This window comes from Pseudomonas sp. (assembly GCF_049590575.1).
In the GTDB taxonomy this organism is placed as follows: Bacteria; Pseudomonadota; Gammaproteobacteria; order Pseudomonadales; family Pseudomonadaceae; genus Aquipseudomonas.
On record NZ_JBAWDE010000230.1, the window covers coordinates 1 to 15,528 of the forward strand.

At 59.6% G+C, this 15,528-nt stretch carries 13 protein-coding genes; 5 read left to right on the plus strand and 8 right to left on the minus strand.

Annotated features, from left to right (window positions below; genetic code table 11):
* The 3 genes from WBR57_RS15730 to WBR57_RS15740 all read right to left on the minus strand — a co-directional run.
* On the minus strand, positions 1 to 1,768 hold a 1,768-nt coding region (locus WBR57_RS15730), incomplete at its 3' end, for a DUF6531 domain-containing protein (protein WP_424084615.1).
* Positions 1,769 to 1,966: 198 nt separating this feature from the next.
* The gene (locus tag WBR57_RS15735; RefSeq protein WP_424084616.1) at positions 1,967 to 3,448 is read right to left on the minus strand and encodes a methyl-accepting chemotaxis protein; all 1,482 of its coding nucleotides are present in this window, start codon (positions 3,446 to 3,448) and stop codon (positions 1,967 to 1,969) included.
* Between the two features lie 96 nt (positions 3,449 to 3,544).
* Positions 3,545 to 4,351, minus strand: a complete 807-nt coding sequence (locus WBR57_RS15740; RefSeq protein WP_424084617.1) for a TatD family hydrolase — start codon at positions 4,349 to 4,351, stop codon at positions 3,545 to 3,547.
* 236 nt (positions 4,352 to 4,587) lie between these two features.
* On the opposite strand from WBR57_RS15740, the gene WBR57_RS15745 reads away from it, so the two are divergent.
* The 3 genes from WBR57_RS15745 to WBR57_RS15755 all read left to right on the plus strand — a co-directional run bounded on the left by WBR57_RS15745 (position 4,588) and on the right by WBR57_RS15755 (position 7,119).
* Complete coding sequence (locus tag WBR57_RS15745; protein ID WP_424084618.1) at positions 4,588 to 6,009, plus strand: transglycosylase SLT domain-containing protein; 1,422 nt, start codon at positions 4,588 to 4,590, stop codon at positions 6,007 to 6,009.
* A 103-nt stretch (positions 6,010 to 6,112) separates the two neighbouring features.
* On the plus strand, positions 6,113 to 6,547 hold the full coding sequence (locus WBR57_RS15750) for a DoxX family protein (protein WP_424084619.1): 435 nt from the start codon (positions 6,113 to 6,115) through the stop codon (positions 6,545 to 6,547).
* 263 nt (positions 6,548 to 6,810) lie between these two features.
* Positions 6,811 to 7,119 carry a class I SAM-dependent methyltransferase gene (locus tag WBR57_RS15755; RefSeq protein ID WP_424084620.1) on the plus strand — a complete coding sequence of 103 codons (309 nt, stop codon included), beginning with the start codon at positions 6,811 to 6,813 and terminating at the stop codon, positions 7,117 to 7,119.
* 4 nt (positions 7,120 to 7,123) lie between these two features.
* Here the strand turns inward: WBR57_RS15755 and WBR57_RS15760 are convergent, their stop codons facing one another.
* Genes WBR57_RS15760 through WBR57_RS15770 form a run of 3 tightly spaced genes read right to left on the minus strand, consistent with a single transcriptional unit; the run spans position 7,124 to position 10,520 of the window.
* A complete protein-coding gene (locus WBR57_RS15760; protein ID WP_424084621.1) occupies positions 7,124 to 8,857 on the minus strand; it encodes a Gldg family protein in 1,734 nt (577 codons plus the stop codon).
* 14 nt (positions 8,858 to 8,871) lie between these two features.
* A complete protein-coding gene (locus WBR57_RS15765) occupies positions 8,872 to 9,597 on the minus strand; it encodes an ABC transporter permease (protein WP_424084622.1) in 726 nt (241 codons plus the stop codon).
* Positions 9,594 to 10,520: an ABC transporter ATP-binding protein gene (locus WBR57_RS15770; protein ID WP_424084623.1), complete on the minus strand. Its 927-nt coding sequence runs from the start codon at positions 10,518 to 10,520 to the stop codon at positions 9,594 to 9,596. Before WBR57_RS15770 ends, WBR57_RS15765 begins: the two co-directional genes overlap by 4 nt.
* Before the next feature lie 185 nt (positions 10,521 to 10,705).
* Between WBR57_RS15770 and WBR57_RS15775 the strand changes: the two genes are divergently transcribed.
* Positions 10,706 to 11,707: a hypothetical protein gene (locus WBR57_RS15775; RefSeq protein ID WP_424084624.1), complete on the plus strand. Its 1,002-nt coding sequence runs from the start codon at positions 10,706 to 10,708 to the stop codon at positions 11,705 to 11,707.
* Between the two features lie 113 nt (positions 11,708 to 11,820).
* Complete coding sequence (greB, locus tag WBR57_RS15780) at positions 11,821 to 12,294, plus strand: transcription elongation factor GreB (protein ID WP_424084625.1); 474 nt, start codon at positions 11,821 to 11,823, stop codon at positions 12,292 to 12,294.
* A 39-nt stretch (positions 12,295 to 12,333) separates the two neighbouring features.
* Here the strand turns inward: greB and WBR57_RS15785 are convergent, their stop codons facing one another.
* Both WBR57_RS15785 and WBR57_RS15790 read right to left on the minus strand, forming a co-directional pair.
* Positions 12,334 to 14,844, minus strand: a complete 2,511-nt coding sequence (locus WBR57_RS15785; protein ID WP_424084626.1) for an ABC transporter permease — start codon at positions 14,842 to 14,844, stop codon at positions 12,334 to 12,336.
* On the minus strand, positions 14,844 to 15,527 hold the full coding sequence (locus tag WBR57_RS15790; protein WP_122718983.1) for an ABC transporter ATP-binding protein: 684 nt from the start codon (positions 15,525 to 15,527) through the stop codon (positions 14,844 to 14,846). Before WBR57_RS15790 ends, WBR57_RS15785 begins: the two co-directional genes overlap by 1 nt.
* Between the last annotated feature and the right edge of the window lies 1 nt (position 15,528).

Consider the following 15,528-nt stretch of genomic DNA (forward strand, 5'->3'; position numbering starts at 1 on the left):
TCTGGTAGTCAACCGAAAGAATGCGGCCTGCTTCATAACGCAAGAACAGCGAACGCCCGACGCCGTTATCCAGCCGCTCGATCCGCCCGGAATAATCCCGGGAAATGCGCAACCGGTTGTCGTACGCGTCGCTGATGGCGGTCAGCACACCGTCGCGAAATTGGTAAAACCGTGACGCTTGAGCCAGCACCAACTCATCAGCCGACGAACCCAAGTAAATCGCCGCTTCAGCCAGGCTATTGGTGATCGCTGGTCGAGTGGAGGAGGGCATTGGAAACTGCGTCGACCGATTCTCATGATCCGTCCACACCACCGAGTCACCGCAAACCGACAACCGCTGCGCCAGCGAATGACTCCAGCCAAACCCCAAACCGCAATCCACTTCCACCGCACTGGTGCGATACAACCGGGTCCACTCAAACGGCAAAACCCCGTCCAACGTCCCGTCGGTCAGCGTCAGCAGTTCTTCACCGGTGACCATCGACACCGGACAGCCATTGGTGGCGGTCTTTTCCGCAGGCGCCGCCACTTCCCCATTCGGATTACGAGCAGAAGCAGGCGCATCGTCGACATGCTCCTGCCGAACCAACGCCGTCTTCTGGGATTTGTTCCGAACCGCCGGCACCGGGTTGGAAACCAGCTGATCCCCCACCTTCAACGGCACCGCAGGCACTGTCTTGACCGCCGTGGCCGGGCTGCCCAACAACAACGGTTTAGCCGCCTCGACATGCGTTTCTAACTTGGGCCCGACCAGCCGAGTGGCCAGCAATTCCAGCCAGCGCCGTGCATTGCCGGATTTGACATGACTCATCACCTGAGCGCCCAGTCGAAGCTGCACGCCCATGCCCCGTGTCGCCCAGATCAGAAACAGATTGATCAAGACCTCGCCGGTAATCTCACCCAGCAATTCATATAGGTCAGGCGGCGGTAGCATCCGTATCCAGGCGACCATCGCTGACAGATAGATAAACAGCAGCGGCTCATCACTGAGCACAAGGAGTCCTTGCGCGATAGCTTCATGACCCAGCTTCAGTAGCTGATCAAGCTCCGCTTCGGAGATGTACTGGAGCAGCTTTTCACTGTTGGCCTGGATGTCCGCCAGCAGGTCATACAACTGCGCAATGTTGTCCCACAGGTTGTAGAGCGCCTTGGCTATGCCGCTGGCGAACGCAACCCCTTGCAGCGCACTGCGCTCCAAAGGCGTGGCTTTGGCAAAGTCGCTCCACTGGGCTTTGAAGGTTTTGCTCCATTCATCACGCAGATCAGCTTCCAACCCTTCAACAACGGATTGATAGGACACATACAGCGCCTTGACGTGATTCTTGGAAACGTCGGGGTAAAAGGTGATTTTGTATTTCTGGTCGCGGGTGCACTCCTTGACTTCCAGAATGCCGCTGGGGCCGATGGTTTTATGAATGGGTGAACCCAACGGGCTGCCATCCGCTGCAATGGCTTGCAGCATCACCGGCGTATTGCCGATCGGTACGGACTGCGTGCTTTGAAAGATATGCGCCAAGGTGATCGAGCCCTGGGCCCGACACTCAGCTACCGCGCTACTGGGTGTTTTGGAGGAAACAGGTGCGACCAGCGCCACCTCGTTTCCCACCTTGAACACCTGCTCGACTTCCAGCGCCGACCCACTCCAGAAGCTTTCGGCCCATTCGTCAAAGGTGTTAAGGCAACCCCGGAAGTCTTGAAGTACGCCTTCAACGTCCGGCTTCTGGGCGTTCATGGGAGACAGGACAAACTTGCCTATGACCGGAATCAAGAGGCAGGCCCATGGCGCATTCGGTTAAACGAGAAGTACATCGGCGGTCCCTCGCACTGATTGGTCAGGCGAGTGACTTTGGATAGATTGCTCGGAAAAAGAAGTCGGCTTTATTCGCGACTGATGGTGGGAAAAATCGGCAAAGCCTCGGGTAAACCGAGGCTCGACTATAGGAAGAGGATTACAGGATGAAAGCTCCTACAGTTTCAACTGCCCAATCGCCTTGCTCAGTTCCCCGGCCAGCGTTGCCAGTTCATTACTGGTAGTCGCCGAGTCCACTGTCTGCTGTACGGTGTTCTCGGTCACATCACGAATGCTCACCACCGCGCGGTTCATCTCTTCGGCCACGTGGCTTTGCTGTTCGGCGGCGACGGCGATCTGGGTGTTGCTCTCACGCATCTGCGCCACGGCGCCGGTGATTTCGGCGAGTGCGGCGCCGGCTTCCTGGGCTTGTTGCACGCAGTCGTCGGCCTTGAACGAGCTTTCCTGCATGAAGTCCACGGCGTCGCGCGTGCCGGCTTGCAGGGCCGAGACCATGTGGGTGATTTCGTCGGTGGAGCTTTGCACGCGCTTGGCGAGGTTGCGCACTTCGTCGGCCACCACGGCAAACCCGCGGCCCATTTCCCCGGCGCGCGCGGCTTCGATGGCGGCGTTGAGGGCGAGCAGGTTGGTCTGTTCGGCGATGCTGTGGATCACACCGACCACGCCGTTGATTTTCTGGCTGTCTTCGGCGAGTTTCTGGATCATTTCGGCGGTCTGCTGCACACCGCTGGACAGCCCGGCAATCGAGCGTTGGACGCGGGTCACCACTTCCTGGCCGCTGCCGGCGAGGCTGTCGGCGGTCTGCGACAGGTCGCGCGTGGCACCGGCGTGTTGGGCGATATGGTGGACGGTCGCGGTCATTTCATTGATAGCGGTGGCGGCCTGGTCGGTTTCGCTTTGCTGGCCGAGCATGCCGTGCTGCACCTCGTTCATGCTGCTGGCCAGCCGCGCAGCGCCCTCGTCCAGTTGCCGGGCGGTGCGCGCCACGGTGTTGACCACGCGCTGATAGCCGGCCTGCATGGCATTGAACGCGCTGGCCATCTGGCCGACTTCGTCCTTGCAGGCCAGCGGTACGCGGGCCGACAGGTCGCCGGTTTTTTCCACGTGCAGCATCACGTCCTTGAGGGTGTTGAGCTGGCTGAGCAGAAAGCGGATCAACAGCTGCGAAGCGCCGAGCATCGCCAGCATCAGGATCGCGACTGCCACCGCGTAGTTGGCGAAACGCTGGCCAAACACTTGGCTCAGGCTGGGGGCGTGGGCGAGTACGGCGACGTATTGCCCATCATCACGAGCAATCACTTCGGCGCCCAGCAGTGGGTTTTCGCCGAACAGCGGCATGTGGTTGAGTTCGACCCAGCCGGTGGAGCGGCTCAGGGCTGACAGATCCTGGCCGGCCAGTTGTGGGACTTGGCCGCGAGCGAATGTCAGCCAGTGCTCACCTTTGGGCAGGGGCTGGTCTGCCGGCCATGCACCGAGCAGTCGCGCCTGCGCCTGCGCCGAGGCATGGGAGGCATCGCTACGCGCCTGTTGTTCGAGCTGCACGGCGTACAGCACCAACAGCAGCGTGGTAATGAAGGCAACCGCATTCACGGCCCAGAATTTGTATTTCAGCGAGATGTTGCTAAGCCAGGCACCCATGGAAGGTTTTCTCTGATAGCGGAAACAGCATTGGCAAGGTGCCATTATTGTGCCGCTACTCAGAAAGCCGGTTTTGACATGGGTCAATGCGCCGCATCAATCCACGGTCGGCAGTCCAAAAAAGCTGCGTGCAGCAGCGGTGCTGTGCGCGGCCAAGTCTTCTGCGGTTTCGTTGCGGTGCAGCGCCACTTCGCGCAGCACTTGCGGCAAATAGGCCGGTTCATTGCGGCCATTTTTCGGCTTGGGGCGCAAGGTGCGCGGCAACAGGTAGGGGGCATCGCTTTCCAGCATCAGACGGCCACGGGGAATTTCCCTGACCAGCGGATGGAGGTGTGTCCCACGGCGTTCATCACAGATCCAGCCGGTGATGCCGATATGCAGGTCGAGGTCCAGGTAGCTGAACAACGCCGGCTGTTCGCCGGTAAAGCAGTGCACCACGGCGGCGGTCAGGTGGTCTCGGTAATCCTTGAGGATCTCCAGCAGGCGCTGGTTGGCATCGCGCTCGTGCAGAAACACCGGGAGTTTCAGCTCGACGGCCAGGGCCAGGTGTTCTTCCAGGACCTTTTCCTGTTGCGGGCGAGGGGAGAAGTCGCGGTTGAAATCCAGCCCGCACTCACCCACGGCGCGCACTCGATTTTCGCTGAGCAAACCGCGCAGTCGCTGGGCACTGTCGCCGTTCCAGTCGCTGGCGGAATGGGGGTGAATGCCGGCGGTGCTGAACAGGCGTTGTCCGCTTTCATCGAATTTCAAGCAGAGCGCCAGGGCCTGCTCGCTGCCGTCGACGCTGGTGCCGGTGAGCACCAATTGTTGCACGCTCGCGGCGTAGGCGCGGTCGAGAACGGCCTGGTGCTTGTCGTCGAAACTGGGGTTGGTCAGGTTGACGCCGATATCAATGAGTTGCATGGTGCTATCTCCGCCTGCGGCCGGAAAGCATATCAGAGCTGTAGATTTATAAGAAAAACTAAGAACTACAACGAGTTATAGCTGTCTTTGAACGTCGCAAGTGACATTGTGGTTGGCCCGCGTGCTCTCCCTGTGCCACCGTTGCGCGCCTTGCCAGCGCTTAAAGCGCTCTGTTTCTGACCCCCACCGCCTCGTTTTTCGCGAAAGCGTTGGCCAGTATTCTTTCCGGAGAGCGGATGATCCGACCCTCGGCGTTGCTTATGTTGTGCCTGACGTTATTGCTGCCCATGGCAGCGGTCGCGCGTCTGGACGGGCCGCTGGAAGTGACCCGACCCGGCAAGGTCCGCGACCTGGCGGAGATTCGTTCCAGCCGGACCTTGCGCGTGCTGGTCAACCAGAGCCGCAACAGTTCCGGTGAAGTGCAAGGGCAGGCCATCGGCGTCGAATACCACCGCCTGCGCGCTTTCGAGCAGTACCTCAATGGCCATGCTCGTGATGGTCAGGAAATCAACCTCAAGATCATTCCCAAGGCCAAGGACCAACTGCTCGGCGCGCTGGCCCGTGGCGAAGGCGACCTGGTAGCCCCCGGTGAATTGCTGGATGTGAAGGCCGCGCACAAGATCAGTACCAGTGACCCGATTGCCAGCGATGTGCCGCTGTGGCTGGTGGGGGTGAAAGGCGAGCGGCGCTTTACCAAACTGGAGCAACTGTCCGGGCGCACCCTGGCGCTGACCACTGGCAGTGCGGCGGCGGATGCCATCAGCCAGGTCAACCAGAAGCTGGCACTGCACAAGCAGCCGCCGATCAAGGTGGAGTGGGTCGACCCGACCCTGGCCGTGGAGGATGTGCTGGAGATGGTGCAGGCGGGTATTTTTCACCTGACCATCGTCGAAAAGCCGATTGCCGAACGCTGGTCGAAGATCCTGCCCAAATTGCGCTTCGATAAGCAGGTGGTCATCAGCGAACCCGGCGACGAGTTCTGGTTTGTGCGCCAGGATGCCTCAATGCTGCGGGCCAGCATTGATCGTTTTCTCAAGAGTTATCGAACCCCGTCCGACCAGGATGTGGCGTTCCAGCGTATCTACCGTCGCCTTTACCAAGTGCGCAATCCATTGGCCCGAGTCGACCGTCAGCGCCTGGAGAAACTGCGCCCGGTCCTGCAAAAGCATGCCCGCGAGCAGGGCATGGACTGGCTGAACCTCGCGGCACTGGCCTACAAGGAGTCGGCGCTTGATCCCGGCGCGCGCAACAGCGGTGGCCCCACCGGCCTGATGCAGATCACCCCTTCGGCCGCGCAGAGGGTGGGGGTCAACAATATTGAGAACCTTGATAGCAATGTGCAGGCAGGCGCGCGTTACCTGGCGATGATTCGTCGCAAGTTTTTCTCCAGCCCCAAGCTCAACGAGCGCGAGCGCATGGCCTTTGTGCTGGCGGCTTACAACATGGGGCCGGAGCGCGTGCAAGGCATGCGCACCGAAGCAAAACGCCGCGGGCTCAACCCCAACCAGTGGTTCTTCCAGGTCGAACGCATTGCCATGGAGCAGGTTGGGATGGGTGGCGTCAGCTATGTTAATAGCGTGAACAAGTATTACTTGGCGTTTGATCGGGAGCGAGAGTCCCTGGAGCCTTCGATGCCAAAAGTAGCCTTACGCAAATAATCGGATTTGTAGATGTGTATTAGGCATTTTTTCGGCTTTTATCATTGCGTAATCCGATTAATATAGCGGCCAACCCACCCCTACTTTGAAAAGGATTATCACCATGAGCCCATTGATCACACGCGTCCTATCCACCCGCGCCGGTTATGGCCTGACCATTCTGCGCATTTTTGTCGGCATCATCTTCGCCGCCCATGGTTCGCAAAAACTCTTCGGCTGGTTCGGCGGTGGTGGTTTGGCGGGCACTGCGCAATGGATGGAGAGCATCGGTCTGGCCCCGGGCACCCTGATGGCACTGCTCTCAGGCGGCACTGAGTTCTTTGCCGGCCTGGCGCTGATCATCGGTTTGCTGGCACGTCCCGCCGCACTGGGGCTGACGATTATCTCGCTGGTGGCGATCTTCTCGGTGCATATCCATAACGGGCTATTCATGGCCAACAATGGTTATGAGTTCGCACTGGCCTTGCTGGGCGGTGCGCTGGCAGTACTGCTCGAAGGCGCCGGCAAACTGTCCGCCGACCGTGCCATCGCCAACTGATCCCTGCGCAAAACCCTTGAAAGGCCCGCCAGGTGCGGGCCTTTTCATTGCTCGCGATTCTTGACACCGCCCCACCGGCTTCTCTAGGATGCCGCTCATGCGCCGATTTAAACAGCTAATTGCGGGGCGCCACCGGGACTCGATGCAGCCCCGACAGAAGCACGCTTATCGCAAGATGAAGCAGGCTTCGAAATTCCGCTAAAGCGCTGGTTCGGTGTTGCCTCTCACCTGCCCGCAGACTTTTGAGGCAGAGACACGACACGATGAATGCACTACGCCCCCTGATACACCTGGCCCCGATCACTGCGGACCTCACTCAGCGCAATCCGAAAATCCTTCTGGGCGGTAAACACCAGCCGACGCTTTTGCGTTACCTGGATGGCTGGCCGCGTCGTACCGGTCGGCCCTCAGCGTTCCTGATCCAGTTTGTCGAAGACGGCGATTCCCTCGCGCGTTTTGCCAATAACAGCTTTGACCTGGCGGTTATCCAGGCCCCCAATTCCCGCGATGCGGCTGACGTGATCCGCCAACTTACCCGAATTGCCCGGCAAGGGCTGATTGCCAGGCGTTGAACGCTTAATGAACCAGGCGTGCTGCCAGCAACCGACGCCGGCGATGGCCGAGGAAGATCAGCCAGGCTGCGAGGCATAACGCCAGCGGTATGGCAAAGGTCGCGGCCAGCTTAAGCGCCAGCTCCAGGCGATTCACCTGCGCGTACGCTTCGGCATGCAAGGCATGCAATTCCATGGGTAAGCGCAGGCGCTCTTTGTTGAGTGCTTGCAGTTGGGTCGTGGGGTCTACGCTCTGGCTGCCGAGTGGGGTTGTCGCTGGATTCAGCTGTTGCCATTCCATTTCCGTGCGCAACAGGCGTCGTTCGAGTTCGCTGGCTTTCACAAGATATGACTGATGCGCAGCTTCACGCATGCGCTCCAGAAGCGCCGGTGGCCCCTCAAACTTGGCGCGCGGTCGAATACTGGCAAGTGCATTGGCCGCCGACAGGTTATCCAGGGTGTTCAAGATAAACAGTGAGTTGCCGTCTGGCTTCGGGCCGCTGAGTTTATCCGAGAGCAAGTCGGTGTCGGCGACCACGACAGCCTGTATCTGCGCCGCTTTTTGCAGGCCTGGGGGCTGGCCCTTCATGCCATCGGGAAATGTCGAATAACCCGGCCCCTCGATACGCGCGGCAATCACGGAGCGTTTTCCCGGCATCGGGGTTTTGTCATCCAATGAGTCGAGCGTGCTCAAGTCAGCAAAGCGTTCGGTATTCAGCAACTCGGACTGCTCGGAACTCTGCAGGAGCGGGATAAAGCTGGTGCGACTTTTATTGAGACGTGAGAGGGCGCCGCTGGTTGATACCGTCACCGTGTCCAGGTTCCAACTGCTGACATCATTGGGGTTCATCGCCTGCCGTGGCAGCTTCAATCGCGCGGGATGGTCTCTGCTGCCGGGCGTTGCCCAGGACGCGTAGCGCGGGTCGACCAGAAATTTGTCCGCCGTCATCTGGATGCCCCAGGCCGCAAGAAGGTCGTCCAGCCTGGAATTGGCCGGCGGCGTATTTGCGCTTTGCTCGCTGAGCGGGTCGATAAACATCAAGAGTTTTCCGCCCTTCAATACAAATTGTTCAACCCCATACAGGGTTGACTCAGACAGCGCGCGTGGGTGCACGACCATCAGTGCCTCGATGTGTTCCGGTATGCGCTCGGTAGTCGATTCCAGGTTCACCAGATTGAAGTGCTGTTGCAGCTCCCTCAGCAACCGCCCCCCAGATTCCTTCAACGCCAACCCCGACAGCAGCCCGATAACGGGACGTTCGGGGTGTTGCAATTTATAGATCAGGTGGCTGATTTCGTACTCAAGCAACGGCTCTCGCTCCAGGCTGAACGATTCGATGCGTTGTGCACCTTGGCCCGCACGCGTGCCGATAAGGCCAAGAAACCCTTGCTTGTCGTCCAGGCCGAACAACCCGGCTTTGTAGGAGTCTTCTGAAAAGGGAGTCGGCTCGATAAGGTGTAAATTAATCATCCCCTTAGATGCTTTTTCGTACTCCTTGAGCAAATCCTCTATGCGCTTGCCATATCGCTGCAGGGCATAGCTTCTTTTCGAATTGTCCGTCGCATTGAAATAATATAAGTCGATGGGACTTTCAAGTGACGCGAGCAATGGGCGGACGGGCGCAGATAAAGTATGAGTTTTTTGGAGGGTATAGTCCCAGCGGATATCCGGAAGTTTGTTTACCCACACCAGGTTGAACGCCAGCAGAAGTAACAGTATGACAGTGAGGGTCATACCGGTGAGCAGAGCGGAGCGCATTGAGATTTCCCTTCTCAGCTATGTTTGTAGTTGAGGGTGACAGTCGTGGCTACGAGAAAGGCGAAAATGATACTAGTGAAATAAAGCAGATCACGCAGGGTGAACTTTCCATCATCGATAGCACTGAATCTTGAGAAAGGGCTGAGGGTCGCCATGCTGTCGATTAACCAGATAGGTCTCTGGTGTTCGAGCGCTTCCAACAACGACGAAAGACCACTGGCTATCAGCAGTAGACCTACCGTCAGGATGACGATCAGAGTCCGCTGACGCACCAGTGTGAAAATGAAACAACCCGCCGACAAGTAACTGCCTGCCAGTAGCCAGCTCGCGAGTATTTGCGAGGCTATGACCTGGTTGTCTGCGTTGCCCAGGTAGTTGGCGACGATCACCAAGGGAAACATCAGCATCAGGGCCATGCCTGCCACGGCCCAGGCGGCTAGAAACTTGCCGATTACCCATTCGGACGTGGTGATGGGCAGTGTTTTCATTAAGTCGAGAAAACCTGCATTGGACTCGTCAGACCAGAGTTGCGTGGCCAGCGCCGGAATTAGCAGGAAGTAGAGCCAAGGGTGAAACTGGAAGAAAATCTGCAAATTGCCGCTGTCGTATTCCGGCCACGGGCTCATGTGCAGGCCTAATGCCACGGAGAGCACTAAAAAAAGGGCAATGCTCAGGTAGGTGCCCGGTGTGCAGGCAAAACTGGCAAGTTGACGCTTGAATATGACAGGCAGCAGTTTCACAGGGGGGCCTCTCGGCTCATATGACGAACCACGTCGTTCAGTCGACCGGGCTCCAGGTTCAGTGAGTTGATTTTCCAGCGGCGATTGGCAATAAGTGTATTGATGTGTGCGTAGATCGCGTGCCCCGGCATGGCCAATACAGTCACCGTACCCGGCGCGTGCCGATGTTCTTCGATGCCCGCCACACCAGGCAGTACGGCAAGGGCGAGCAGGTCCAGGGGAGTCTCGGCGCTGAGGGTAACTGCCTGGAAATGGCGGGAGTCGCGTTGCAGTTCGGGCAGCGGAGTGTCCGCCACCAGGCGGCCGCCGGCGATAACCAGTGCGCGCGTACAGAGTTCTGACAATTCATCGCAGTGGCGGGAGGCGATGATCACCGTCATTTCTTCGGTCAATGACCTGACAAGCGACTTGAACCGGTGTTTCTGTTCAAGTGAAAACCCCTCGGTGGGTTCATCCAGTAACAACACGGCCGGGCTATGCAGGATGGCTTGGGCAATCGAGACTCTGCGCTTGAGGGCCGCATTGAGCGTGTTAAGCGGGATGTTGAGTACCGGCCACAACTCCAGTCGCGTGACGGCTTCTTCCACTCGCGTACGTTTTTCGTTGCCGTGGAATCCACGAATGGCGGCGATGAAGTTAAGGAACTCTTTAACCGACAGCGAGGGATGATCGAGGTCGCCGTCAACTTGATAGCCAACCAGCTTTCGCGTTCTTAGTGCCTGGGTTTGAGTATTCAAACCTTCAATAGTTATGTGGCCGCTGGAAGGGTGCGTGGAACCCGCTATCATATTAAGTACGGCCGTTTTAACGGTACGGTCTTCGCCAAAAAGTCCCAGGCATTCCTTTCTATTGGCGATAAAAGAAAAGCTGTTGATGATGTTTTTCTTGTCCAGGTACTTTGTCAGATTTTGTACTTCGATCATGTTTTTACCGGACAATTCTGAATCACGTAGGGCGCCAGGTGAAAAAGAGTACGGGCAATAGTGCCTTTTGGGAACGGCGCTAGGCATTTCTCAGAAAGGTCCTACGTGCGTGTTGGGTGGGTCACTGAAACAATTGTGATGTGATTTCAACTTTCAAATCGTCTCCCTAATGAGGCCTGATTACCATGATGCTTCTACGTACCCTAGTTCTTGAACGCAACGGTCAGGATGCTCCGGTCAACGGTGCACTGCTGTGTGGGTTTGCTGTTGGCCAGATTGCCTCCAATTTTCTTGTTTATAGCCTGGACGAAGAGGTGGAGCCGGGCAGCTCCAGGGTCTATATCGCGGCCTTGCGCAAAAAAGCCGAGCGCTATTTTCTGGACGGTGTTGAATCCAAGGAAGACCTGCAAGTGGCAATGCATGTCTTTAAGCAAATCCTGACATTGGCAGCCTCGGGCAGTAAGACCGGCGGAGTGACTGAAGGTCAGGTTCCGTATCATTTTCTCGATTTGAAAGGCTGCAAGTTGCCGTCCGCCAGGCCCGATGATCATCACTCGATGATCATCAAAAAAGCGCTGGTGATGAAGGTGATCACCTTGGGCATGTCTGCTCCGGCGTTACCGGCAATCGAGAGTGCTTCATTGATCGTGCCGTCGATTCGTTTTTCGTCGCAGATGGCCGCCGTACCCAAGGGGGGAAGTGCCGTCGAACCTGTCCTGGAGGCAGTCCCCGAGCATCCTGTAGAAGAGCCGCGGCAGGCGCTGGTTGAAACGCCGGTGAGTAAAGTACAGCTCGCGCCCGTTGTCGCGCGTGAGCCAGAGGCGGTGGCACAGCCGCAGCAGCCACAGCCGCAGCCTGCGGCGCCAATGGACGACAGCACGTTGTTCGAAATGGACACCACGCTGACCAACCTTGCCCGCGTCGCTCAGGAACTGACCCAGAAAAAGCTGGCGGCAATCGAATCCGAGGCGCGGCTTGAGGAGTGGCAATCTCGATTGCAGCAGCAGCAAAGCCAGCTGGACGAGAAAGCCCTGGAGCTGGAGCAACGCACTGCTCAACTGCATGACCAATCGTTGGCAGTCAGCCAGAGAACCGAAGCGCTGAAGGTATTGACGTCGAAGATATCCGGCTTGCGCCAGAACTTGCGTGGTGCGCTGCTTGAGATGGATCAGGCACTGGATGGCTAGACTGGCCTGGCTACTTTCCCCGGTTCATTTATCATCAGTGCCAGCCGGTCGACGCCAGGGCATGATTGCCTGGCCTATCGGCACTTATGGACACTGCCCGGGGATGCAAGCGTTTGAGTACCAAGCTGATTACCAAAGAAGGTCATGAAGCGCTGAAGAAAGAGCTGGATTACCTGTGGCGAGAAAAGCGCCCGGATACCACGCGCAAAGTGACGTGGGCTGCTTCGCTGGGGGACCGCAGTGAAAACGCAGACTACCAGTACAACAAGAAACTGCTGCGAGAGATCGATCGCCGGGTTCGCTACCTGCGCAAGCGCCTGGAAGACATGCGTGTGGTGGAGTACATGCCGGAGCAGGAAGGCAAGGTGTTCTTCGGCGCCTGGGTCGATATCGAAAACGAGCAGGGCGAGACCAAGCGTTTTCGCATTGTCGGTTATGACGAGATTTATGATCGGATGGACTATATCTCCATCGATTCACCGATGGCCCGTGCGCTGTTGCGCAAGCAAGTCGACGATGAGGCCGTGGTGCAGACTCCCAGCGGTGAAGTCTGCTGGTGGATCACCGGCATCGAGTATGTGAAGTAAGCTGGCCCGCCCCTGAACAAGGCACGGGCCAGCTTGGCTTCAACCTTCGCGCAACACGGTCAGCGGGCTGGCGTTCAATGCGCGGCGTGTCCCGAACACCCCAGCCCCCCCGATCAGTACGGCACCGATCACTGGCAGCAACAGCAACCACGGGTGAGGTTGCCAGGCCAGGTCAAATGCATAGCGGTACAGCACCCAGGTCACCAGCTCTGTCCCCAGCGCCGCCAGCAACCCGCTGACCGCGCCGAGCAGGCCGAACTCGATACGTCTGGCCTTGACCAGCAGCTTGCGCTCGGCGCCCAGGGCGCGCAGCAGTGCACCTTGGCGGATACGCTCGTCGAGGGTGGCTTGCAGGCCTGAGAACAATACCGCCATGCCGGCTGCCAGCACGAACAGCAGCACGTATTCCACTGCCAGGGTCACTTGGGCGAGGATGCTGCGCAACTGCTCCAGCAATGCCTCGACCTGCAGGATGGTCACGGCCGGGAAAGCTCGCGACAGATCGACGATCTGCTGGTCGTGACCGGGGGCCAGGTAGAAGCTGGTCAGGTAGGTGGCAGGCAGGTCTTTCAAGGTGCCCGGCTGGAAAATCATGAAGAAGTTGGGCTGGAAGTTATCCCAGTTGATGGTCCGCAGGCTGGTGACCCGCGCTTCACGATTTTCCCCGCCCACCGTAAACACCAGATGGTCGTTGAGTTTGAGCTTGAGGCTTTCTGCAACCTTGGCCTCGACCGAAACCCCAGGAACTTCATCGGTCGGCTGCTGTGACCACCAGGCGCCCTCGGTCAGGGCATTGCCCGGTGGCAGGTCGGCGGCCCAGGTGAGGCTCAAGTCGCGTTGTACCGCGCGGTCGCCACTGGAGTCCTTGCTGACGATTTCCTGCACCGGTTCGCCGTTGATGCTGATCAGGCGACCTGGCACCACCGGATACAGCGGCGCCGACTGGGCCTGTAGTGCCAGCAGGCGTGCGCCAAAGGCGTCCTTGTCGGCCGGCAGGATATTCAGCGCAAAATAGTTGGGTGCATCCTTGGGCAGTTGGTTTTGCCAGGTGTCGAGCAACTCGCCACGTAGCAGGGCGATCAAGCCCATGGACAGCAGGATCAGGCCGAACGCCAGGGATTGGCCGGCTGCCGCCAGCGGATGGCGCAGCAGTTGCCCCAAGCCCAGGCGCCAGGGCAGCGAGGCGCGAGCCAACAACCGTCGCAGGCTTTGCAGCAGCAGCAGGAGCAGGCCGCCGAGGACCAGCGCCGCCACTACGCCACCGCCCAGCAAGGCGAAGGTCAGCACCAGGTCGAGGCTCAAGCGCCACATGATCAGGCCCAGCGCGAACAGCGCAGCCCCGTAGACCATCCAGGTGCTGGACGGGATGGGCAACAAGTCGCGACGCAGCACCCGCAGTGGCGGCACTCGGCCCAATGCGGCCAAGGGCGGCAAGGCAAAGCCGGCGAGGGCGACCAGCCCGGTGCCGATCCCGGCAATCGCCGGTAGCAGCCCGCCAGGCGGTACATCCGCCGGCAGCAGGTCATGCAGGAAGTAGAACAGGCCAAACTGCGCCAGCCAGCCGAGCAGGGCGCCGGTCAAGCTCGCCAGCAGGCCGAGTACGCTCAATTGCAGGCTGAACAGCAACATGGCTTCACGGCGTGACAACCCGAGGCAGCGCAGCAACGCACTGGCGTCGAAACGGCGCGTGGCAAAGCGGTTGGCAGACAGGGCCACGGCCACGCCAGCCAACAGCACCGCCACCAGACTGGCCATGTTCAGGTAGCGCTCGGCCTTGCCCAGGGCGCCGCCGATCTGCTGGTTGCCGTCCCTGGAGTCCTGCAAGCGCTGGTTGGCGGCGAGCCCCGGCTTGACCAGGTCACGGTAGGTTTGCAGCACCGTGCTGTCGGGCTGCCCACGCCACAGCTCGCGATAGCTGACGCGGCTGCCGGGCTGGACCACGCCGGTGGCGTCCAGGTCCGCGAGGTTGATCATCACCCTGGGCGTGAGGCTGTAGAAGTTGCCGGCGCGGTCGGGTTCGTAGGTCAGCACGCGAGCCAGGCGCAGAGTCTTCATGCCCACGTCGATGCTGTCGCCGACCTTGAGGTCGAGTGCCGTCAGCAGCCGTGCCTCTACCCAGGCTTCACCTGGCTTGGGGCCGCCGCCTGGGGTTTCATCGCCAAACGGGGCCGCTGCGCTTTTCAACTGGCCGCGCAGTGGGTACTGCTCGTTGACCGCCTTGATGCTGGAGAGCTGGATGCCGTTGTCGGTGGCAATGACGCTGGAAAACTCCACGACACGGGCGTGATCCAGGCCCAGTTCGGTCCCGGAGCGGATTTGTTCGGCGCGGGCCGGCGAGCTGCCCTCGAGCACCAGGTCAGCGCCGAGGAACTCGGTGGCGCGCAGCATCATGGCGCCATTGAGGCGTGCACCGAAGTAGCCGATGGCGGTACTGGCAGCCACAGCCACCAGCAGGGCGAAGAACAGCACGCGCAATTCGCCGGCGCGGGCGTCGCGCAGCAATTGACGCATGGCAAGGCTGAACAGGCGCAACAGCGGCAAACGTGCCATCAAGGCTCCAGGGGCGCGACCATCAGGCCGGCTTCAAGGCGGATCAGGCGTCGGCAACGGTGGGCCAGGCGCTCGTCGTGGGTGACCAGCACCAGGGTCGTGCCGCTCTCTTTATTGAGTTCGAACAGCAGGTCGCTGATGCGCTCGCCGGTGTGGCTGTCGAGGTTGCCGGTGGGCTCATCGGCAAACAGCACATCCGGCTCGGCGGCGAACGCGCGGGCAATCGCCACCCGCTGCTGCTCACCCCCGGAGAGCTGGCGCGGCGAGTGGGTCAGGCGCTGCCCCAGGCCGACACGCTCCAGCAGGTGCCTGGCGCGCTCGCGGGCGTCTTTGCGGCCGTCCAGTTCCAGCGGCAGCATGACGTTTTCCAGCGCGTTGAGGCTGTCGAGCAGTTGGAAGGATTGGAATACGAAGCCCACATGCTCGGCACGGATGCGCGCGCGCTGGTCCTCGTCGAGGCTGCTCAAGGCTTGGCCTGCGAGGGTAACTTCGCCACTGCTGGGCAGGTCGAGGCCGGCCAGCAGGCCGAGGAGGGTGGATTTGCCGGAACCGGAAGCGCCGACGATAGCCAGGCTATCGCCCTTGTTCAGTTCCAGGCTCAGTTCGTGCAGGATAGTCAGTTCACCTTCCGCGCTGGGAACCACTTTGCTAAGGTTCCGCGCGGTGAGAATGCTTGCGCCCATG